Annotated in this window: 21 protein-coding genes; 10 read left to right on the forward strand and 11 right to left on the reverse strand. The window is 60.3% G+C overall.

Annotation, left to right across the window (positions count from 1 at the left end; translation table 11 throughout):
• Positions 1 to 4: 4 nt before the first annotated feature.
• The 3 genes from dsbA to E4P00_RS22140 all read right to left on the reverse strand — a co-directional run bounded on the left by dsbA (position 5) and on the right by E4P00_RS22140 (position 1,689).
• The gene (dsbA, locus tag E4P00_RS22130; RefSeq protein WP_032878548.1) at positions 5 to 640 is read right to left on the reverse strand and encodes a thiol:disulfide interchange protein DsbA; all 636 of its coding nucleotides are present in this window, start codon (positions 638 to 640) and stop codon (positions 5 to 7) included.
• 167 nt (positions 641 to 807) lie between these two features.
• On the reverse strand, positions 808 to 1,434 hold the full coding sequence (locus tag E4P00_RS22135; protein ID WP_032878549.1) for a cytochrome c4: 627 nt from the start codon (positions 1,432 to 1,434) through the stop codon (positions 808 to 810).
• Positions 1,435 to 1,467: 33 nt separating this feature from the next.
• The gene (locus E4P00_RS22140; protein WP_078822722.1) at positions 1,468 to 1,689 is read right to left on the reverse strand and encodes a cytochrome; all 222 of its coding nucleotides are present in this window, start codon (positions 1,687 to 1,689) and stop codon (positions 1,468 to 1,470) included.
• Positions 1,690 to 1,881: 192 nt separating this feature from the next.
• Here E4P00_RS22140 and yihA point away from each other — a divergent pair, with 192 nt between their 5' ends.
• Positions 1,882 to 2,523 (forward strand): ribosome biogenesis GTP-binding protein YihA/YsxC, encoded by a 642-nt coding sequence (gene yihA / locus E4P00_RS22145; protein ID WP_005783451.1) that lies wholly within the window; start codon positions 1,882 to 1,884, stop codon positions 2,521 to 2,523.
• Positions 2,524 to 2,791: 268 nt separating this feature from the next.
• Here yihA and polA read toward each other — a convergent pair whose 3' ends face one another.
• Positions 2,792 to 5,587, reverse strand: coding sequence for a DNA polymerase I (polA, locus tag E4P00_RS22150; protein WP_248133083.1), 2,796 nt, complete (start codon positions 5,585 to 5,587; stop codon positions 2,792 to 2,794).
• Positions 5,588 to 5,661: 74 nt separating this feature from the next.
• Between polA and E4P00_RS22155 the strand changes: the two genes are divergently transcribed.
• Both E4P00_RS22155 and E4P00_RS22160 read left to right on the forward strand, forming a co-directional pair.
• Entirely contained in the window at positions 5,662 to 5,952 is a 291-nt protein-coding gene (locus tag E4P00_RS22155) for a DUF2782 domain-containing protein (RefSeq protein WP_003187366.1), read from the forward strand.
• A 55-nt stretch (positions 5,953 to 6,007) separates the two neighbouring features.
• Entirely contained in the window at positions 6,008 to 6,961 is a 954-nt protein-coding gene (locus tag E4P00_RS22160) for a homoserine kinase (RefSeq protein ID WP_078822720.1), read from the forward strand.
• A 34-nt stretch (positions 6,962 to 6,995) separates the two neighbouring features.
• Here the strand turns inward: E4P00_RS22160 and E4P00_RS22165 are convergent, their stop codons facing one another.
• Positions 6,996 to 7,925, reverse strand: a complete 930-nt coding sequence (locus E4P00_RS22165; protein WP_078822719.1) for a zinc ABC transporter substrate-binding protein ZnuA — start codon at positions 7,923 to 7,925, stop codon at positions 6,996 to 6,998.
• A gap of 46 nt (positions 7,926 to 7,971) precedes the next feature.
• On the opposite strand from E4P00_RS22165, the gene E4P00_RS22170 reads away from it, so the two are divergent.
• The 4 genes from E4P00_RS22170 to E4P00_RS22185 are packed head-to-tail and all read left to right on the forward strand — an operon-like array spanning position 7,972 to position 10,774.
• Positions 7,972 to 8,466 carry a Fur family transcriptional regulator gene (locus tag E4P00_RS22170; protein WP_177327430.1) on the forward strand — a complete coding sequence of 165 codons (495 nt, stop codon included), beginning with the start codon at positions 7,972 to 7,974 and terminating at the stop codon, positions 8,464 to 8,466.
• Positions 8,466 to 9,236, forward strand: coding sequence for a zinc ABC transporter ATP-binding protein ZnuC (gene znuC, locus E4P00_RS22175; RefSeq protein ID WP_005783440.1), 771 nt, complete (start codon positions 8,466 to 8,468; stop codon positions 9,234 to 9,236). Before E4P00_RS22170 ends, znuC begins: the two co-directional genes overlap by 1 nt.
• The gene (gene znuB, locus E4P00_RS22180) at positions 9,229 to 10,017 is read left to right on the forward strand and encodes a zinc ABC transporter permease subunit ZnuB (RefSeq protein WP_032878556.1); all 789 of its coding nucleotides are present in this window, start codon (positions 9,229 to 9,231) and stop codon (positions 10,015 to 10,017) included. Before znuC ends, znuB begins: the two co-directional genes overlap by 8 nt.
• Positions 10,018 to 10,054: 37 nt before the next feature.
• Positions 10,055 to 10,774 carry a PA5502 family lipoprotein gene (locus tag E4P00_RS22185; protein WP_248133085.1) on the forward strand — a complete coding sequence of 240 codons (720 nt, stop codon included), beginning with the start codon at positions 10,055 to 10,057 and terminating at the stop codon, positions 10,772 to 10,774.
• Between the two features lie 100 nt (positions 10,775 to 10,874).
• Here E4P00_RS22185 and katE read toward each other — a convergent pair whose 3' ends face one another.
• Positions 10,875 to 13,016, reverse strand: a complete 2,142-nt coding sequence (gene katE / locus E4P00_RS22190; RefSeq protein WP_248133087.1) for a catalase HPII — start codon at positions 13,014 to 13,016, stop codon at positions 10,875 to 10,877.
• A 265-nt stretch (positions 13,017 to 13,281) separates the two neighbouring features.
• Between katE and E4P00_RS22195 the strand changes: the two genes are divergently transcribed.
• From E4P00_RS22195 to E4P00_RS22205, 3 genes are read left to right on the forward strand one after another with little or no spacing between them, the layout of a single operon-like run.
• Complete coding sequence (locus tag E4P00_RS22195) at positions 13,282 to 14,289, forward strand: methionine ABC transporter ATP-binding protein (protein WP_103734077.1); 1,008 nt, start codon at positions 13,282 to 13,284, stop codon at positions 14,287 to 14,289.
• Positions 14,289 to 14,963 carry a methionine ABC transporter permease gene (locus E4P00_RS22200; RefSeq protein ID WP_005783435.1) on the forward strand — a complete coding sequence of 225 codons (675 nt, stop codon included), beginning with the start codon at positions 14,289 to 14,291 and terminating at the stop codon, positions 14,961 to 14,963. The genes E4P00_RS22195 and E4P00_RS22200 overlap by 1 nt, the downstream gene beginning before the upstream one ends.
• Positions 14,964 to 15,014: 51 nt before the next feature.
• On the forward strand, positions 15,015 to 15,785 hold the full coding sequence (locus tag E4P00_RS22205; protein WP_032878561.1) for a MetQ/NlpA family ABC transporter substrate-binding protein: 771 nt from the start codon (positions 15,015 to 15,017) through the stop codon (positions 15,783 to 15,785).
• 143 nt (positions 15,786 to 15,928) lie between these two features.
• Here the strand turns inward: E4P00_RS22205 and E4P00_RS22210 are convergent, their stop codons facing one another.
• Genes E4P00_RS22210 through E4P00_RS22230 form a run of 5 tightly spaced genes read right to left on the reverse strand, consistent with a single transcriptional unit; the run spans position 15,929 to position 19,852 of the window.
• The gene (locus E4P00_RS22210) at positions 15,929 to 16,564 is read right to left on the reverse strand and encodes an SCO family protein (protein WP_005783433.1); all 636 of its coding nucleotides are present in this window, start codon (positions 16,562 to 16,564) and stop codon (positions 15,929 to 15,931) included.
• Complete coding sequence (gene cyoE / locus E4P00_RS22215) at positions 16,561 to 17,460, reverse strand: heme o synthase (RefSeq protein WP_078822716.1); 900 nt, start codon at positions 17,458 to 17,460, stop codon at positions 16,561 to 16,563. Before cyoE ends, E4P00_RS22210 begins: the two co-directional genes overlap by 4 nt.
• Positions 17,448 to 18,527 (reverse strand): COX15/CtaA family protein, encoded by a 1,080-nt coding sequence (locus E4P00_RS22220; protein ID WP_078822715.1) that lies wholly within the window; start codon positions 18,525 to 18,527, stop codon positions 17,448 to 17,450. The genes cyoE and E4P00_RS22220 overlap by 13 nt, the downstream gene beginning before the upstream one ends.
• 10 nt (positions 18,528 to 18,537) lie before the next feature.
• A complete protein-coding gene (locus E4P00_RS22225; RefSeq protein WP_005783430.1) occupies positions 18,538 to 19,122 on the reverse strand; it encodes a hypothetical protein in 585 nt (194 codons plus the stop codon).
• Positions 19,088 to 19,852 carry an SURF1 family protein gene (locus tag E4P00_RS22230; protein WP_078822714.1) on the reverse strand — a complete coding sequence of 255 codons (765 nt, stop codon included), beginning with the start codon at positions 19,850 to 19,852 and terminating at the stop codon, positions 19,088 to 19,090. Before E4P00_RS22230 ends, E4P00_RS22225 begins: the two co-directional genes overlap by 35 nt.
• Positions 19,853 to 19,883 lie beyond the last annotated feature (31 nt).

Here is a 19,883-nt window from a genome sequence, read left to right on the forward strand (position 1 = left end):
CCCCTTACTTGGCTGCGCGTTCTTTAGCGATCAGTTGGTCGGCAACATTGAGGACCGCTTCAGGACCACCGGCAGTGCCCAGGTCGAAACGATACTTGCCGTTGACGATCAGGGTTGGAACGCCTTGCACACCGTACTTCTGCGCGAGCTCCTTGGCCTGCTTGATCTGGCCCTGGATGGCGAAGGAATTGAAAGTGGCCATGAACTTGTCCTTGTCCACGCCCTGGGTGGCGACGAAGTCAGCCATTTCGTCCGGCTTGGTCAGGCGCTTGCCCTGTTTCTGGATCGCTTCGAAGACGGCGTTGTGAACTTTGTGTTCCACGCCCATGGCTTCGAGCGTCAGGAACAGTTGGCCGTGGGCATCCCATGGGCCACCAAACATGGCGGGAAGGCGACGGAAGTTAACGTCCTTGGGCAGCTTTTCAACCCATGGGTTGATGGTCGGCTCAAAAGCGTAGCAATGCGGGCAGCCATACCAGAACAGCTCCACCACTTCGATTTTGCCGGGTACCGACACCGGTACAGGGTTAGCCAATTCAACGTAGGTTTTACCGGCTTCAAGCGGCACATCGGCTGCTTGCGCGGTCATGCCGAAGAGGCTGGCAGTGACGAGAGCGGCGCTGAGGATCAGATTACGCATGCTTTACTCCTGGACAAATAAAGTCGCCTCACGCGACCTTTGTTGTGACAGGTCTACGCGGGCATGAGTTCGTTAGTGTAACGGCAGCGGCCACAAAAAAGGGCGGCCTGAGCCACCCTTTTATGCTTGCATCGCGGGATTAATCGAGTGTTAACGTTGCGTGCAACTTAATGCAGGCCCTGGATGTAACTGGAGACGGCTGCAATGTCTTCGTCACTCAGCTTGCGAGCGATGGTGCGCATGATTGCGGCGTCGCCATCATTCGCTCGTCCGGCCTCTTCCTTACGGAAATCGGTCAGCTGTTTGGCGATATAGGTAGCATGCTGGCCACTCAGGTGCGGGAAGCCAGCGGCGGCGATGCCAGCGCCATTTGGCGAGTGGCAACCGGTGCAGGCAGGCAAGCCTTTTTCCAGGTCACCGCCACGGAACAGCTTTTCTCCGCGAGCGACCAACTTAGGATCAGCAGCTCCCACACTGCCTTTCTGGCTGGCAAAATACGCCGCGAGGTCCGCCAGGTCCTGATCGTTGAGATTGGTCAGCATGCCGGTCATTTCCAGCACTGTGCGCTTGCCGTCCTTGATGTCGTGCATCTGCTTGCTCAGGTAACGTTCACCCTGGCCGGCCAGTTTGGGGAAGTTCGGCGCCGGGCTGTTGCCATCCGGCCCGTGGCAGGCACCACATACGGCGGCTTTCGCTTGACCGGCAGTGGCATCACCTTTGACGGGGCCCTCTGCAGCGACGGCAGCGCCTGTGATGCCCAAGGTCAACAGCAGACTCACGATCAGTTTGTTCATCAGCTAATCCAACTACGGCTAAGGGTTTAAGAGTTATCTACCGGGTTTACTCACCGCCAACTCAATGACGGCCTGGTAATCCTCAGTACTGCAGTCCATGCACAAACCACGCGGCGGCATTGCCTTGAAACCCTGGGTCACGCGCTGCATCAGCGTGACCACACAAACTCGGTTGTACAGCGCTTGTGGATCCTGTGTAGCCTGAGCGCCGTTAAGCGGGTTCAGGACACCAAAAGCGGCAACCATTGAGGCCATACATCGACCTTTTCAGGGTTTGAGAGCGTTTTGCGTTCTAATGCGCAATAAAGGTCTTTCGCTCCCGTGGACTTCATCCTTCGCTGGGACAAAGCACACACAAAATCTGCGGCATTATATACTGGCGCTACTGAAACGGAAACGACACCGCTTGCCGCACCCTTTTTCGGCACCGCCCACATCGGAAATCTCATGCAACTCAAGAATCCCATCCTCGGCCTGTGCCAACAGTCCACGTTCATGCTCAGCGCCGCCAAAGTGGACCAATGCCCCGATGACGAGGGCTTTGAAGTCGCCTTTGCCGGCCGCTCCAACGCTGGCAAATCCAGCGCACTGAACACCCTGACCCACGCCAGCCTGGCGCGCACCTCGAAAACCCCGGGTCGCACGCAACTGCTCAATTTCTTCAAGCTAGACGATGATCGGCGTCTGGTCGACCTGCCGGGCTACGGTTATGCAAAAGTACCTATCCCGCTGAAGCTGCACTGGCAGCGTCACCTTGAGGCTTACCTGGGTGGCCGGGAGAGTTTGAAGGGTCTGATTCTGATGATGGACATCCGCCATCCGATGACTGACTTCGACCTGCTGATGCTCGACTGGGCCGTCGCCAGCGGCATGCCGATGCACATCCTGCTGACCAAGGCCGACAAGCTCACCTACGGCGCAGCCAAGAACACGCTGCTCAAAGTGCAGTCCGACATCCGTAAAGGCTGGGGCGATACGATCACTATCCAGCTGTTCTCGGCGCCGAAGCGCATGGGCCTGGAAGAGGCTTACACGGTGCTGGCCGGCTGGATGGAATTGGCGGACAAAGGCGCAGAAGCTACCGAGTAACTTTTCTGCGGGCAAAAAAAACCCCGGACTTCGTATGGGGAGGGAAGTTCGGGGTCCAAGTTCCGGACCGCTAGGGCGGGGTCCAGATATCTGCCAACACTTAACACAACATAGGAGCATTGAAGGGCTTCACCACCCATTCAGTAACTCTGAGTGGCAGTTCACAGGTTAAGTTCCGGCAGCTCCAAAAAACTATTGGAAATAACTGACGGCGATTTGCGCTCTAAAGCACTGCGCCAGCACCCTCGGTGTTGGCGCAGCTCTGCAATCAGTGCGCTTGGTCCCAGTTATCGCCCACGCCCACATCCACCACCAACGGTACGTCCAGCTGGGCTGCAGCACTCATATGTTCGCGAATCTTCTCGCTGACTTGTGGGACCAGGTCCTCACGTACCTCCAGCACCAATTCGTCGTGCACTTGCAGGATTACCTTGGCATCCAGGCCCGACTCGGTCAGCCAGTTATCCACCTGCACCATGGCTTTCTTGATGATGTCCGCCGCCGTGCCCTGCATGGGCGCGTTAATGGCTGTGCGCTCTGCCGCAGCGCGCTCCTGAGGCTTGTTGGAGTTGATATCCGGCAAGTACAGGCGCCGCCCGAAGAAGGTTTCCACATAGCCTTGGTCCGCTGCCTGGGCACGCGTGCGCTCCATGTATTCGCGAACACCTGGATAGCGGGCGAAGTACACATCGATGTAGGCCTTGGCGGTCTTGGTATCGACGCCGATGTCCTTGCCGAGCTTCTGGGCACCCATGCCGTAGATCAGGCCGAAGTTGATCGCCTTGGCACTGCGGCGCTGGTTGGACGTGACTTCAGCCAGCTCAACCTTGAATACCTCGGCAGCCGTGGCGGTGTGCACGTCCAGATCGTTTCGGAAGGCGTTCATCAGCCCTTCGTCCTTGGACAGGTGCGCCATGATCCGCAGCTCAATCTGGGAATAGTCCGCCGCCAGCAGCTTGTAGCCCTTGGGCGCGACAAACGCCTGGCGAATCCGCCGCCCTTCGGCGGTGCGCACCGGGATGTTCTGCAGGTTCGGGTCGCTGGAGGACAAGCGCCCGGTTGCCGCTACCGCCTGATGGTAAGACGTATGAATGCGCCCGGTGCGAGGGTTGATCTGCTCCGGAAGGCGGTCGGTGTAGGTACTTTTGAGCTTGCTCATGCTGCGGTACTGCATCAGCACCTTGGGCAACGGAAAATCATCTTCGGCCAGTTTGGCCAGCACTTCTTCGGCGGTGGAAGCCTGCCCCTTGCCGGTCTTTTTCAACACCGGCATCCCCAGCTTCTCGTAGAGAATCGCCCCAAGCTGCTTGGGTGAGCCGAGGTTGAATTCTTCACCGGCGATCTCGAAGGCCTGGCGCTCCAGCTCGACCATCTTGTTACCCAGCTCGATGCTCTGGATGCCCAGCAGCTCCTTGTCCACCAATGCGCCCTGGCGCTCGATGCGTGCCAGTACCGGCACCAATGGCATCTCGATATCCGTCAGCACACTGGCCAGGCTCGGGATCGCGGCCAGCTTTGCGTGCAGCTCCTGATGCAGGCGCAAGGTCACATCGGCATCTTCGGCTGCGTAAGGGCCAGCCTGTTCAAGGGCAATCTGGTCGAACGTCAGCTGCTTGGCGCCTTTGCCGGCAATGTCCTGGAAGCTGACCGTGTCGTGGTCCAGGTACTTCTTCGCCAGGCTGTCCATGTCATGGCGGGTCGCCGTGGAGTTCAGCACGTAGGATTCGAGCATGGTGTCGAAGGCGATGCCACGCACAGTGATGCCCTGTGCAGGGTCGCCACCGATGGCGCAGTTGGCGAGGATGTTCATATCGAACTTGGCGTGCTGGCCAACCTTGAGTTTGGTCGGGTCTTCCAGCAGCGGTTTCAAGGCCAGCAGCACGGTGTCCCGATCCAATTGATCCGGCGCGCCGATATAGGAATGGGTCAGCGGGATGTAGGCGGCTTCATGGGGCTGCACAGCAAACGAGACCCCAACCAATTGCGCCTGTTGAGCGTCAATGCCGGTGGTTTCGGTATCAAAGGCAAACAACGGCGCATCGTTGAGTTTTTTCAGCCACACGTCGAAGGTGGCCTGGTCCAGGACGGTGGTGTAAACCGCCTCTACCGGTACCGATATAACGGCCTCGACCGGCGTTTCGGCGGCAGGTGCAACCTCGCTCGCCGACTTGAGGTCCACACGCTTGGCATCGCGCTGGATCTCGTCGTACCAGCTCTTGAACTCAAGCAGCGTGTACAGCTCCAGCAGCTTTTCGCGATCCGGCTCGATCAGGTGCAGGTCATCCAGGCCCACGTCCAGTGGCACATCGATCTTGATCGTCGCCAACTGATAGGACAGGAATGCCATCTCCTTGTGCTCTTCAAGCTTGGCTGGCAGGGTTTTGGCCCCGCGGATAGGCAGCGTCGGCACAATATCCAGCTGCTCATAAAGCTCTTTGAGGCCGCCATTCACTCCCACCAACAAGCCCGAGGCGGTCTTCGGCCCAATACCCGGGACGCCTGGGATGTTGTCGGACGAATCGCCCATCAACGCCAGATAGTCGATGATCTGCTCGGGAGCGACGCCGAATTTCTCCTTTACGCCCTCAACGTCCATCGAGCTACCGGTCATGGTGTTGACCAAGGTAATGTGCCCGTCCACCAGCTGTGCCATGTCTTTATCGCCGGTCGAAATCACCACCGGGCGGCTGGCGGCCGCGCTGCTGCGCGCCAGGGTGCCGATCACGTCGTCAGCCTCGACGCCTTCGACGCACAGCAACGGGAAGCCCAGGGCGATCACGCTTTGATGGAGCGGCTCGATTTGCAGGCGCATGTCATCGGGCATACTCGGGCGGTTGGCCTTGTACTCGGCGTACATCTCATCGCGAAAGGTCCCACCCTTGGCGTCGAACACCACCGCGAACGGGCTGTCCGGGTACTGCTTGCGCAGGCTTTTGAGCATGTTCAACACGCCCTTGACCGCACCGGTCGGCAGGCCTTTGGAGGTGGTCAGCGGTGGCAGCGCGTGGAAGGCGCGGTACAGATAAGAAGAACCGTCCACCAGGACGAGGGGCGCTTGGCTCATGAGCAGGATCAACCTTTTCGGCGGGTCAGGCGCTAGAATAGCCGGACCAATGAAAACAAAGGGACAAGGTTATCATGCGTACATTCAATCGCCTGCTGTTGACCGGTTTGATTGCACTCGCTCCGATGGCTGCCATGGCGGCAGACGATGCGCCTTCGGCAGACCCGGAAGTTACCATTCGCACGGAAGGCGACAAGACTATCCAGGAGTATCGCCAGAACGGCTTCCTGTACGCCATCAAGGTTACCCCGAAGGGCGCTCCACCTTATTTCCTGGTGCGCGCGGACGGAACCGATGCGAACTTCATCCGCTCTGACCAGCCGGATATGCTGATCCCGTCATGGAAGATCTTCGAATGGAAATGATTTCTTAATTTTAACCGGCGCTGCTAAGCCAGCGCCCGTAACGGCAGTTTTAACCATGTCTGTGTTCACCCCCCTGGCTCGGCCCGAGCTGGAAACCTTTCTCGCCCCTTATGGGCTCGGCCGCCTGCTTGATTTCCAGGGGATTGCCGCCGGCAGCGAAAACACCAATTTCTTTATCAGCCTGGAGCAGGGTGAGTTTGTCCTGACCCTGGTTGAGCGCGGCCCCGTGGCAGAAATGCCGTTCTTCATCGAACTGCTCGACGTGCTCCACGACGCCAACCTGCCGGTGCCTTACGCTTTGCGTACCACCGACGGCATCGCTTTGCGCGAACTCAAGGGCAAACCCGCCTTGCTGCAACCGCGCCTGGCCGGCAAGCACATCAAGGACGCCAACGCCCAACATTGCGCCCAGGTCGGCGACCTGCTCGGCCACCTGCACTTGGCGACTCAGGGCGAAAAAGTGCTGGAGCGCAAGACCGACCGCGGGCTGGACTGGATGCTCAGTGAGGGCGCGCAGCTGATTTCACACCTCAACGACGCACAGCAGCGCCTGCTGCAGGACACATTGAGCGAGATCGAAACCCACAAAGCTGACATCCTCGGCCTGCCACGGGCCAACGTTCACGCCGATCTGTTTCGCGACAATGCGATGTTCGAAGGCACACACCTTACAGGCTTGATCGACTTCTACAACGCCTGCTCGGGGCCGATGCTCTACGACGTGGCGATTGCCTTGAATGACTGGTGTTCGGATGCCGATGGCGCGATCGACGGGCAACGCGCCCGGGCGCTGCTGGGGGCTTATGCAGGGCTGCGGCCGTTTACTGCGAAGGAAGCCGAGCTATGGCCGACCATGCTGCGCGTGGCGTGCGTACGGTTCTGGTTGTCACGGTTGATCGCGGCGGAGTCGTTTGCCGGGCAGGATGTGTTGATTCATGACCCGGCGGAGTTCGAGCACCGGCTGCTGCAACGCCAGCAGGTCAGCGTCCACCTGCCGTTCGCGCTCTAAAGAAATGTGGGAGGGGGCAAGCCCCCTCCCGCATTTAAAGCGATTCCAGGCAACCGGCCAGATCATTGCCCAGCTTTTCCAGCACCTGCTCATAGCCCTGCGCCGTCGCAGGGGTATAGCCGCCCAACGCATCCAGTTCCGCCAACTTCACCGGCAACCCAGCAACCAATGTCTCGGCCAAACGCGGGCGCAGCGGCGGCTCGCTGAACACGCAGGTCTTACCCACCTCCTGCAAGCGTGTACGCATCGCCGCCACATGCTGGGCGCCTGGCTGCACCTCGGCGGCCACGCTGAACACGCCGGCGTGCTTAAGGCCGTAAGCCTCTTCGAAGTAATCGAAGGCTTCGTGGAACACGAAGTAAGGCTTGCCTTCGACACCCGTCAAACGCGTTTTCAAGCGCGCATCCAGCGCGTCCAGACGGCCATCGAATGCCTTGGCATTCGCCTGGTAACGCTCGGCGTTCGCAGGATCGGCCGTGCTAAGGTCGGCAGCCATCCGGTTGGCGATTACCCGCGCATTGACTGTCGATAGCCACAAGTGTGCATCGACGCTGCCAGGTCGATGATCATGGTCATGCTCGTCGGCATCGTCGGCGTGGGAATGGCTATCTTCGCCGAAAATACGTAATTTCATCCCTGGCAGGTCCTGCACCGCCACGGTATTTGCCGTACGGCCTTTCAACACGCGCGGCAAAAAGGTTTCCATGTCCGGTCCGATCCAATACAACAGGTCCACCGACTGCACGCGCCGTACGTCGGATGGGCGCAATGCGAAGTTATGCGGCGACGCACCCGGCGGCAGCAATACCTCCGGAACCGCCACACCGTCCTGCACCGCCGCAGCAATCAGCTGCAACGGCTTGATGCTGGTCAGCACCTTCACATCGGCCTGAGCGGCACCCGCAACGAACAAACTGGTGACAAATACGACAAAAACGGGAAAAAGTCGGGACACGATGACCACTCAATGGCGTAGGAACGGGTAACATAATAACGTCTCTATCAAATATCTGTCGCCGCTCATGCCTAAAACACCGCTTGCCAGCCGTCCCCACGACCACTCTCACTGCGTGCACACCGCATTGTCAGAGGCCGATACCCTGTGCGCACAAAAAGGCTTGCGCCTGACCGCCTTGCGTCGTCGGGTGCTGGAGTTGGTGTGGCAGAGCCACAAACCGCTGGGCGCGTACGACATTCTTGGCGTACTCAGCGAACAGGACGGCCGCCGCGCTGCACCACCTACCGTGTACCGCGCACTGGATTTCCTGCTGGAAAATGGCTTGGTTCACCGTATCGCCTCGCTCAACGCGTTTGTCGGCTGCAACCACCCGGAGCACGCGCATCAGGGCCAGTTCCTGATCTGTCGCGAGTGCCACGCGGCCATCGAGCTTGAACAAAAAAGCATCAGTGACGCCATTATCCAAAGCTCTGCCGACGTCGGCTTCAAGGTCGAGGGGCAAACGGTTGAAGTGGTCGGCCTGTGCGCGGGCTGCCAGGGGGCTTGATGAGCAACGCGTTGATCCGTCTGGAGCAGGTCGGCGTCACGTTCGCCGGGCAGAACGTGCTGGAAAACATCGCGCTGAGCGTGGAGCCGGGGCAAATCGTCACGTTGATCGGCCCCAATGGCGCAGGCAAGACCACCTTGGTGCGCGCCGTGCTTGGCCTGCTCAAGCCCGACAGCGGCAGTGTATGGCGCAAGCCCAAACTGCGCGTGGGCTATATGCCGCAAAAACTGCATGTGGACCCGACCCTGCCGCTGTCCGTATTGCGCTTCCTGCGCCTGGTGCCCGGTGTCGACCGCGCCCGTGCACAGGCCGCGCTCAAGGAAGTCGGCGCCGAGCAGGTGATCGACAGCCCGGTACAAAGCATCTCCGGCGGCGAAATGCAGCGCGTGCTGCTGGCCCGCGCCTTGTTGCGCGAGCCAGAGTTGCTGGTGCTCGATGAGCCCGTACAAGGCGTCGACGTCGCCGGCCAGGCCGAGTTGTACAGCCTGATCACCCGCCTGCGCGACCGCCATGGCTGCGGCGTGCTGATGGTCTCCCATGATCTGCACCTGGTGATGAGCACCACCGACCAGGTGGTCTGCCTCAACCGCCACGTATGCTGCTCCGGCCACCCGGAACAGGTCAGTGGCGACCCGGCGTTCGTGGAACTGTTCGGCAAAAACGCCCAGAGCCTGGCGATCTACCACCATCATCACGACCACGCCCATGACCTGCATGGTGCCGTTGTCGATACTCCCCACGTTCATGGAGATAGCTGCAAGCATGGCTGATTTTCTGCTCTACGCCCTGCTGGCAGGCTTGGCTCTGGCACTGGTGGCGGGCCCGCTGGGCTCGTTTGTGGTCTGGCGGCGCATGGCCTATTTCGGTGACACCTTGTCCCATGCGGCGTTGCTGGGCGTGGCCATGGGCTTTCTGCTGGACGTGAGCCCGACCATCGCCGTGACCGTGGGCTGCCTGCTGCTGGCGGTACTGCTGGTGACCTTGCAACAACGCCAGCCGCTGGCCTCCGACACCCTGCTGGGCATCCTCGCGCCAAGCACCCTGTCCCTGGGCCTGGTGGTATTGAGCTTCATGCATGAAGTGCGTATCGACCTGATGGCCTACCTGTTCGGCGACCTGCTGGCGATCAGCCCGACTGATCTGGCCTGGATCCTCGGCGGCAGCGCTGGCGTACTGGTGTTGTTGGTGGCCCTGTGGCGCCCGATGCTGGCGATCACCGTGCATGAAGAACTCGCCCGGGTTGAAGGCTTGCCCGTCGCAGGGCTGCGCATGGCCCTGATGTTGCTCATCGCCGTGGTGATCGCTGTCGCGATGAAGATAGTCGGCGTATTGTTGATCACGTCGCTGCTGATCATTCCCGCCGCCGCCGCCCAGCGTCATGCCCGCTCACCGGAGCAGATGGCAATCGGCGCCAGCCTCTTGGGAATGTGCGCAGTGTGCGGGGGCCTGGCGCTGTCCTGGTTCAAGGACACGCCAGCCGGGCCGTCGATTGTGGTTACGGCGGCCGCCCTGTTTCTGCTGAGTTTTGTCCTGCCCCGTCGAGGGGTGTAGACTTGCTCGCTTTTTGCGCAAATAGAGAGTCGCAGGAATGAAGCCGTTCACCTCCCGTTATCTGCTCCTTGCCACATTTTCCCTGCTGCTGGGTGCCTGTCAAAGCACGCCGCCCGCTGCCCCCGAGGCCCCGGACTCACGCGCTGTGGCCATCGCGCAGCTGGAGCAAAACCTGGCCAGCAGCGAACTGGCAACCGCCGAAGACCAACTTGCGGCGTTGCAGGCCCAGTCCCCCAACGATCCCGCACTTGAGGCCTATCAGCGTCAACTGGCCGAAGCCTACCTGCAGCGCAGCCAGATCGTGCTGCAAAAAGGCGATGTCAACGCCGCCGCCACCGCCCTGAGCCGGGCCCGCGCGCTGATGCCAAAAGCCCCGGCACTGACCGGTGGCGTCAACAGCGCTATCAGCCATGCGCGCAAGGCCGAACTGGATCAGGCAGAAGCCGCGTTGAAAGCCGCCGAAGCCAAGCCTGCGGCCAAGGTCATCGACCCCGCAGCGCCGAGCACCACCGTGGCGCTGAACCTCGCGGATGTCGAAGACATGCGTCATCAGTTGGACGCCATCGCCACCGACGTGGTGAATTACCAGTGCGATGTCAGCATCCAGGTGCCACGCACCCAGGATTACCCGTGGCTGGCCACATTGCTGACCAAACGGGTGAAACGAATTGATTCGGGGTATGACTTGAAGATTCACCGGCAGATCCTGAAACACATTCCGGCGCAGGTTGTGCTGATTCCGCGCAAGGCGGACTAAAAGCATCGTAGGCAAGCCAGCTCCCACATTTGAAGGGTGAACACATTCACGTGTGGGAGCTGGCTTGCCTGCGATGACGATCTAACAAACAACCGATAATTTAAGCCGGAATCGCCTTGGATTTCGGCTCCCGCTCCCAAACCCGATGCTGTGCAATCGCAGCAAAGAACGCCTTGAAGGCCTTGGCATCAGCGCCCACGATCAACCCCGCATCCGCTTCCAGCTTCAGCAAGTCCAGCAACGGTTTCACATCACTGGCCACCGCAATCGCCTTGAGGTGCTTGTACGCTTCCAGTACGTAATGCAACGCCACGCCATCGCCGCTCAACGCCTTCACCGAGTCCTTACCGCCCGGGATAAACACCGCGTCGAAGGCAATGGACGGCATGCCTTCCATCGAAGCGTCTACAGGTAGCGTCTTGCCATCGGCAGTGGTCACAGGCGCCGAAGTCGGGCCGAGCAACTTGGCATGGGCACCCTCTGCCTCCAGCGCTGCCTTGAGCGCATCAATTGCCGCACCATCAACGCCGTTAGCCGCCAGAATCGCCACTTTGCGCGTCTTGATATCGCCAGACAGCAAATTCACCTGGCTCAATGCCGGTGATTCCTTCAGCGATGTTTCACGTGCGGGCACTGTGCCCTTGGTCGGCGCTGGCAAGCCCAGGTTCTGCGCCACGCGTTTGGCCAGTTCCAGGTCAATGTTGGCCAGGATCTCGTTGACTTGGCGCGCCCGGATAAACTCGCGCTCAACCTTGCCCAACTCGAAGCTGTAGGCCGCGATGATGTGCTCTTTCTCGTGGTGGCTCATGCTGTTGTAAAACAACGTCGCCTGGGAGAAATGGTCGCCGAACGACTCGCTGCGCTCGCGCACCTTATTGGCATCGACGCGCTCGTAGTAGGACTCGAAACCTCCATCGGCAGGACCGGCAGGCGTTTCTTTCGGCCAGCCACCATCAATCGAGTTCGGCTCGTACGAGGCCCGCCCTTTATCGATCACGGTGCGATGTTGAGCGTCGCGCTGGCCGTTATGGAAAGGCACTACCGGGCGGTTGATCGGAATCTCATGGAAGTTGGGGCCGCCCAACCGACTGATCTGCGTATCCGTGTAGGAAAACAAGCGGCCTTGCAGCAGCGGGTCATTGGTAAAGTCGATGCCCGGCACGATATGGCCAGGGCAAAACGCGACCTGCTCGACTTCAGCGAAGAAGTTATCCGGGTTACGGTTGAGCACCATCTTGCCCAGCGGCGTGATCGGCACCAGCTCTTCAGGAATAATTTTGGTCGGGTCGAGCAAGTCGAAATCGAACTTGTGTTCGTCTTCTTCCGCCACGATCTGCACACCCAGTTCCCACTCGGGGTAATCGCCGCTCTCAATCGATTCCCACAGGTCACGGCGGTGATAGTCCGTGTCCTTACCGGCCAGCTTTTGCGCCTCGTCCCATACCAGGGAGCACGTGCCTACTTTTGGGCGCCAGTGAAATTTCACGAAGCTGGATTTACCTTCGGTATTGATCAAGCGGAAGGTGTGCACACCAAAACCCTGCATGGCGCGCAGGCTTTTTGGAATCGCCCGGTCAGACATGGCCCAGATCACCATGTGCGCCGACTCCGGCTGCAACGAAACGAAATCCCAGAAGGTGTCGTGTGCCGAGCCGCCGGTAGGTATCTCGTTGTGCGGCTCAGGTTTTACCGCATGTACAAAGTCAGGAAACTTGATTGCATCCTGAATGAAAAACACCGGCATGTTGTTGCCCACCAGGTCGAAGTTGCCTTCGTCGGTGAAGAACTTCACGGCAAAACCGCGCACATCGCGCACGGTGTCGCCGGAACCGCGCGGGCCCTGCACCGTGGAAAAACGCGCGAATACCGGCGTCTTATGTTCGGGCGTACGCAGGAAACCGGCCTTGGTCAGTGTCGAATGGTCACCATAGCTCTGGAAATAACCATGGGCGCCGGTACCACGGGCATGCACGATGCGCTCAGGGATACGCTCATGGTCAAAGTGCGTGATCTTTTCACGCATGATGAAGTCTTCCAGCAGCGAAGGGCCACGGGCGCCGACTTTCAGGCTGTTCTGGTTGTCGGAAATCTTCACGCCCTGGTTGGTGCGCAGGGCCTGGCCGGTCGCATCGGAACGGAATTCTTCCAACGCCTGCAATTTGGCGTTGGTATTGCCTCGGTCCAGGGTATCAGTGCCCGCGACTTCACTCTTGGGCGGGGTGGCTGGCTTCTTGGTACTCATCAGTCAAAACTCCTTAGTCAAAGTGGCCAGAGCGTTCCCCGGCTCGTTTGAGCGAAACCCCAGGCACGGCACCCGGGAGATCGAATTGCTTAAGTAGTGACTGACAGGGTTTTGCGCCGTTCCTTTTTTATGACCTTTGGTCTCGTTATTGCCAAATCGCTGGATGGATACGAAATAAATGCTAAGAAACACTAGATGGACAGGCTAAAATGCGCGCCCGGCTAACCGCTGATCCCTTTTCAATGCGCCCCACAAGGTTCGCTACGTGATCGAGTTTCAAAACGTCCATAAAACCTACCGCGTCGCCGGTAAGGATATCCCCGCACTGCACCCCACCAGCCTGCGCGTCGCCAATGGCCAGGTGTTTGGCCTGATTGGCCACTCGGGTGCGGGTAAAAGCACACTGCTGCGCCTGATCAACCGCCTGGAAGAACCCAGCGGCGGGCAGATCACGGTCGACGATGAAGAAGTCACCGCCCTGGATGCCAACGGCCTACGCCGCTTCCGTCAGCAGGTCGGGATGATCTTCCAGCACTTCAACCTGCTGGCGTCCAAGACCGTGGCCGACAACGTCGCTCTGCCACTGACGCTTGCCGGTGAATTGTCGCGCAAGGAGATCGACCAGCGCGTGGCTGAGCTGCTTGCTCGCGTCGGCCTGTCGGACCACGCCAGGAAGTACCCGGCGCAGTTGTCCGGCGGTCAGAAACAGCGCGTCGGTATTGCCCGCGCCCTGGCGACCAAGCCAAAGATCCTGCTGTGCGACGAAGCCACCAGCGCCCTCGACCCACAGACCACCGCGTCAGTCCTGCAACTGTTGGCCGAGATCAACCGCGAACTGAACCTGACCATCGTGCTGATCACCCATGAAATGGATGTGATCCGCCGCGTGTGTGACCAAGTTGCAGTGATGGACGCTGGCGTGATCGTCGAGCAAGGTTCGGTCGCCGATGTGTTCCTGCACCCAAAGCATCCGACCACCAAGCGTTTCGTTCAGGAAGCCGAACAGGTTGACGAAGGCGAGCAGCGCGACGACTTCGCCCACGTGCCGGGCCGCATCGTACGCCTGACGTTCCAGGGCGATGCGACCTACGCGCCATTGCTGGGTACCGTCGCTCGCGAAACAGGCGTGGACTACAGCATCCTGGCCGGTCGTATCGACCGCATCAAAGACATCCCTTACGGGCAACTGACCCTCGCCGTCACCGGCGGTGACATGGAGGCCGCGTTTGCGCGCTTCACCGCCGCCGACGTTCACATGGAGGTCCTGCGCTGATGGACGTTTTCCTGAGTTTCTTTGCCAATATCGACTGGTCCGAAATCTGGCTCGCCACCGGCGACACCATGACCATGCTGTTCGGCTCGCTGTTCTTCACCGTGCTGTTGGGCCTGCCTCTGGGTGTGCTGCTGTTCCTGACCAGCCCGCGCCAACTGTTCGAACAAAAAGGCCTGTACGCGCTGCTGTCGCTGATCGTGAATATCCTGCGCTCGCTGCCGTTCATCATTCTGTTGATCGTGATGATTCCGTTCACCGTCCTGATCACGGGCACGTCGCTGGGCGTTGCCGGTGCGATCCCGCCGCTGGTCGTAGGCGCTACGCCATTCTTTGCGCGGCTGGTGGAAACGGCCCTGCGTGAAGTCGACCGCGGCATCATCGAAGCCACCCAATCCATGGGTGCGAGCACGCGCCAGATCATCACCAACGCCCTGTTGCCCGAGGCGCGCCCCGGCATTTTCGCGGCGATTACGGTGACGGCGATTACACTGGTTTCCTACACGGCCATGGCCGGTGTAGTCGGAGCTGGTGGCCTGGGTGACCTGGCGATCCGTTTTGGTTACCAGCGCTTCCAGACCGATGTGATGGTAGTCACCGTGGTAATGCTGTTGATCCTGGTGCAAATTCTGCAAACCGTCGGCGACAGGCTGGTGGTGCATTTTTCTCGAAAATAACGGCCATTGCCGGCTCACAGCCGGCAGATGCCCGAACAAGGAGCTTGCTGGATGAAAAAACTACTGGTTGCCTTCGCTGCCGTTGCCGCGTTTTCCGCCCATGCCGAGACGATCAAGGTCGCTGCCTCGCCGGTGCCTCATGCGGAAATCCTCGAATTCGTGAAGCCTGCCCTTGCCAAAGAAGGCGTGGATTTGCAGGTCAAAGTTTTCACCGATTACGTGCAGCCAAACGTGCAAGTGGCTGAAAAACGCCTGGACGCCAACTTCTTCCAGCACCAGCCGTACCTGGATGAGTTCAACAAGGCCAAGGGCACTCACCTGGTGAGCGTTGGCGGCGTGCACCTGGAGCCGCTGGGTGCCTACTCCAGCAAGTACAAGAAACTGGCCGACCTGCCTGACGGCGCCAACGTGGTGATCCCTAACGACGCCACCAACGGCGGTCGTGCGCTGTTGCTGCTGGCCAAGAACGGTCTGATCACCCTGAAGGACCCGACCAACATCCTGTCGACCATCAAGGACATCACCGGCAACGATAAAAACCTCAAGTTCCGCGAACTGGAAGCCGCCACCCTGCCGCGCGTGCTGACCCAGGTCGACCTGGCACTGATCAACACCAACTACGCCCTGGAAGCCAAGCTGGATCCATCCAAGGACGCCCTGGTCATCGAAGGCAGCGACTCGCCTTATGTGAACATCCTGGTGACCCGCGAAGACAACAAGGATTCGGACGCAGTGAAGAAGCTGGTTGCAGCCTTGCACACGCCTGAAGTGAAAAAATTCATCGAAGAGAAGTACAAAGGCGCGATCAAGCCGGCGTTCTGACCCGCCTAGATCTCCAAAACACTGAAGATCAAAAATGTGGGAGGGGGCTTGCTCCCGATAGCAGGGTGTCAGTCGATGCATGAGCTGACTGACCCACCGCTATCGGGAGCAAGCCCCCTCCCACATTTGGTTTTGTGTTGTCTTTACTTGCGTTGGAGCAAGCCTGGCAACTGCGCTACCAGTTTCTGGTTGTTCAGCGGCGCTCGGATAAAGCCACGCTGGGTACCATCCGGGCCGATCAGCGCCAGGTTGCCGCTGTGGTCCACGGTGTAGTTCGGCTTGCTGGTATCTGCCGGAATGAAGGGGATGCTGACGGCATTCGAAACCTTCTGCACATCCTCAACATTCGCGCCGGTCAGGCCCTGGAATTGCGGGTCGAAGTAACCCAGGTACTGCTTGAGCTGGGCCGGAGTATCGCGGTTCGGATCGACGCTGACCAAAATCACCTGCAACTTATCCACAGCCTCTTTAGGCAGCTCGCTCTTGATCTGGCGCAGCTGGGCGAGGGTGGTCGGGCAGATGTCCGGGCAGAAGGTGTAGCCGAAGAACAACAGACTCCACTTGCCTTTCAATTCATTGGCCAGCACCGGCTGGCCGTCCTGGTTGGTCATGCTCACTGCGGGCAACTGGCGGCTTTGCGGCAGCAGGATGATGCCCGCGTCGATCAGCGCGGTCGGGTCGCCCTGGCCTTTGCCCGAGAGCACTTTGTTGACGGTCAGGCCCATGATCAACGCCACCAGGGCCACGAGGATGAAGACGGTTTTTTGAGTTCGAGTCATAGGTTCAACAGTAAGTAGTGGTCTACGAGCAGGGCGATAAACAGCAGCAACAAGTACCAGATAGAGTACTTGAACGTGTTGATCGCCGCGTGCGGCTGGCTGCCACGGTACAGCACCCAGGCCCATTGCAGAAAGCGTGCACCCAAAACCAGGGCACAGGCCAGGTAGAGCACGCCACTCATATGGATGACATAGGGCATCAGGCTCACCGCCAGCAAGGCGAAGGTATATAGCAGGATATGCACCTTGGTGTAGTGCTCACCATGGGTGACCGGCAACATGGGGATGTCGGCCTTGGCGTATTCCTCTTTGCGGTGAATGGCTAGGGCCCAGAAGTGCGGCGGGGTCCAGGCGAAGATAATCAGCACCAACAGCAGGGGTTCGGCACTCACATGCCCGGTGACGGCCACCCAACCCAGCAGCGGCGGCGCTGCGCCGGCGAGGCCACCGATGACGATATTTTGCGGCGTCGCCCGCTTGAGAAAACCGGTGTAGATCACCGCGTACCCGAGCAGCGACGCCAATGTCAGCCAGGCCGCCAGGGGGTTGGTGAACGCCAGCAGCAGCGCCAGGCCCGCCACCGCCAGCAACAACGCAAAGGCCAATGCTGCAGCGGGCGATACACGACCCTCAGCCAGTGGCCGCTTATGGGTGCGCGCCATCAGCGCATCAATCCGCCGATCAACCACATGGTTCACCGCCGCCGCGCCGCTTGCACACAGGGCAATGCCCAGGTTACCGAACACCAGCACCGTCCACGGCACGCCAGCGCGAGTGGCCAGGAACATGCCCACCAGCGAGGTGATCAGCATCAGCACCACCACTTTGGGCTTGGTCAGCTCCAGATAGTCACGCCAGATTGCCCGATCGTGACCTGCGCCGATCAGGGTCGCCATGGCATCTCTCCTTTAAGGGTGATCAGGCCTGAGACCTGTTTGCGCGGGATGAACCGCCAACCGAGCGTCAGCGGGGCGCGAACCCGGACCAGGCTCGTGCGGGCGTGGTAATTGACCAGCACCAGGCTCAGCAACAAGGCCGCTCCACCCGCGTTGTGACCCACCGCCACCGGCAGCGGCAGGCCGAACGCCACATTGCTCACACCCAGGCAGATTTGCGCAGCCAGGGCGATCAGCAGCAAGCCCGCCAACCGCGTCATGCCCACTGCACGCAGTTGCCAGGCCAACCCCAATAGCACCAAGGTGACCAGTACCGCGCCGATGCGATGGGTCAGGTGGATCGCCGTGCGCGCCTCGCTATCAAGTTGGCCGCCCAGGTAATTGGGGCCGATATGCTGGGTCAGGTGAAAGCCATTGGCAAAATCCGCCGCCGGCCACCATTGGCCGTGGCAGGTCGGCAGGTCGACACAGGCCACGGCCGCGTAGTTGGAACTGACCCAACCGCCCAGCGCGATCTGCCCGATTACCAGTACCAGCCCCGCCGTTGCCCAATATTGCAGGCGCCTGGGCACGATCAGCGCCGGCAGCACGCCGGATAAACGCAGGGTCAGCAAAAACAACAGGCTCAAGGTCGCAAAACCACCCAACAGGTGCCCGGTGACGACTTGTGGCCACAGCTTCAAGGTCACCGTCCACATGCCAAAGGCCGCCTGGGCGAACACCACCACCAATACAAACAATGGCAATTTCACCGGCTGGCCCGGGTCGCGTCGATGGCTCCACGCACGCGCCGCCAGCAGCGCGATCAGCAGACCCAGGGTGCCGGCGAAGTAGCGATGGGTCATTTCTGCCCAGCCCTTATCGGCCTCTACCGGCGTATCCGGAAAATGCAGTTCGGCGTGGGCCAACTGGGCTTCGCTTTGCGGCACGCCGATAAAGCCGTAGCACCCGGGCCAGTCCGGGCAGCCGAGCCCGGCGTGGGTCAGCCGAGTATAGGCACCGAGCAGCACGACGATCAGCGCCAATAAGGTGGCAAACAGCGCGAGGCGAAATCCAGGCTTGGCCATGACGGTGCCCCTATCCGATGTTCGACAGTTTCAGCAGCAGGCGCAGGTCGTTGAGCAAGTCCTTGCCCTTGACCTTGGCGTCGTAGCGCAGCACCAGGTTGCCGTGGGGGTCGACGATCCACAGTTGAGCCTCACCGGGCGCCGCGGCGTTCCTGGCAAAGGTCGACACATCCAGCGGGTAGCGCTGCAGTTGCGGGTACTCAGCCTTGAGCTTGGCCTCATAGTCGGTGCTCAGCGGTTGCGCAGCCGCCAGGGCATGGTTGGCGCGGGACGCATCACGGCCAAGGCTGATTTGCAGTTGGCGCGCCAAGTACACCAGTTGTTGGCAATCGGCGGCGCAGGCGGTGGGTGCGGTGACCAACAGTTGCCACCGACCTTCGCCGGCCTGCACGCCGATATCGGCACGGGTCTGGCCGTTGCCGATCAGTTCACCGTGATAGCTGCGGCTGTCCGGCACCCAGAACTGCAACTTGTACATGAAGGTGGCCAGCGCCATCGGACCGATCACCATCATGAGGATCAAAATCAGCTGCCAGCGCCCTTTGCGCCGGTCCGGCGTTTCAGACGTGCTGGGTGGATTCATGGCCGCTCCCATGGGGCTTCTCCTTTTTGTTGTGCCATCCGAGGTAGAGGTAAAGCACCAGCAGTGCCAGTGCCATGGCGAACCACTGCACTGCGTAGGCCAGGTGTTTTTCCGGGCCCATGGCAACGATAGGCCAGGTGGTTTCGTACGTACCCGGGCCCGCTTCGGCACGCAGTTCGTAGGCAAAGCCGCTGCGCCCCAGCTCGTCCCACAGCGCGGCGGGATGCAGTGCGGTGAGCAAACGTGGCCATTGCGCGCTGGCAGGGTCGGCATGCAGTTGGAAGGTCTCGCCGGGGGCGACGTACACCCAGGCGTCAAGATTCAATGCCTGTTCAGGCGTGGAGAAGGCCGGCGGCGTGCGCCGGTCCGGCCACGGCAACCAGCCGCGATTAAGCAACAGCCACAGGCCGCTAGCCTGGTCCTGAAAGGGTTGCAGCAGCTCGACACCTGCCTTGCCGTCACGCATACGGTTATCCAGCAATATGCTGTGCGCAGCGTCCAATTGCCCGCGAAGATGGACGCGGCGAAAGGCAGGGTCGGCCATATCATTGAGCTGCGCACTGCTGATCGGCTCGGCAGCGCGGCGCTCGGCATAACGCTCCACCAGCAGCTGTTTTTCATGCCCACGGGACAGTTGCCAGAACCCCAGGCTCACCATGAGCGGCAGCAACACCAGCACCACCAGCGTCGGCGCGATACCTGGACGAAAGCGCTGCATGGCACTGGCTATACTGGATCTCATCGCCCCTCCCTCTGTAGCCCTGGAGCCAGAC

Origin of the sequence: Pseudomonas sp. B329 (assembly GCF_023127835.1) — a bacterium.
GTDB classification, from domain to species: domain Bacteria; phylum Pseudomonadota; class Gammaproteobacteria; order Pseudomonadales; family Pseudomonadaceae; genus Aquipseudomonas; species Aquipseudomonas synxantha_A.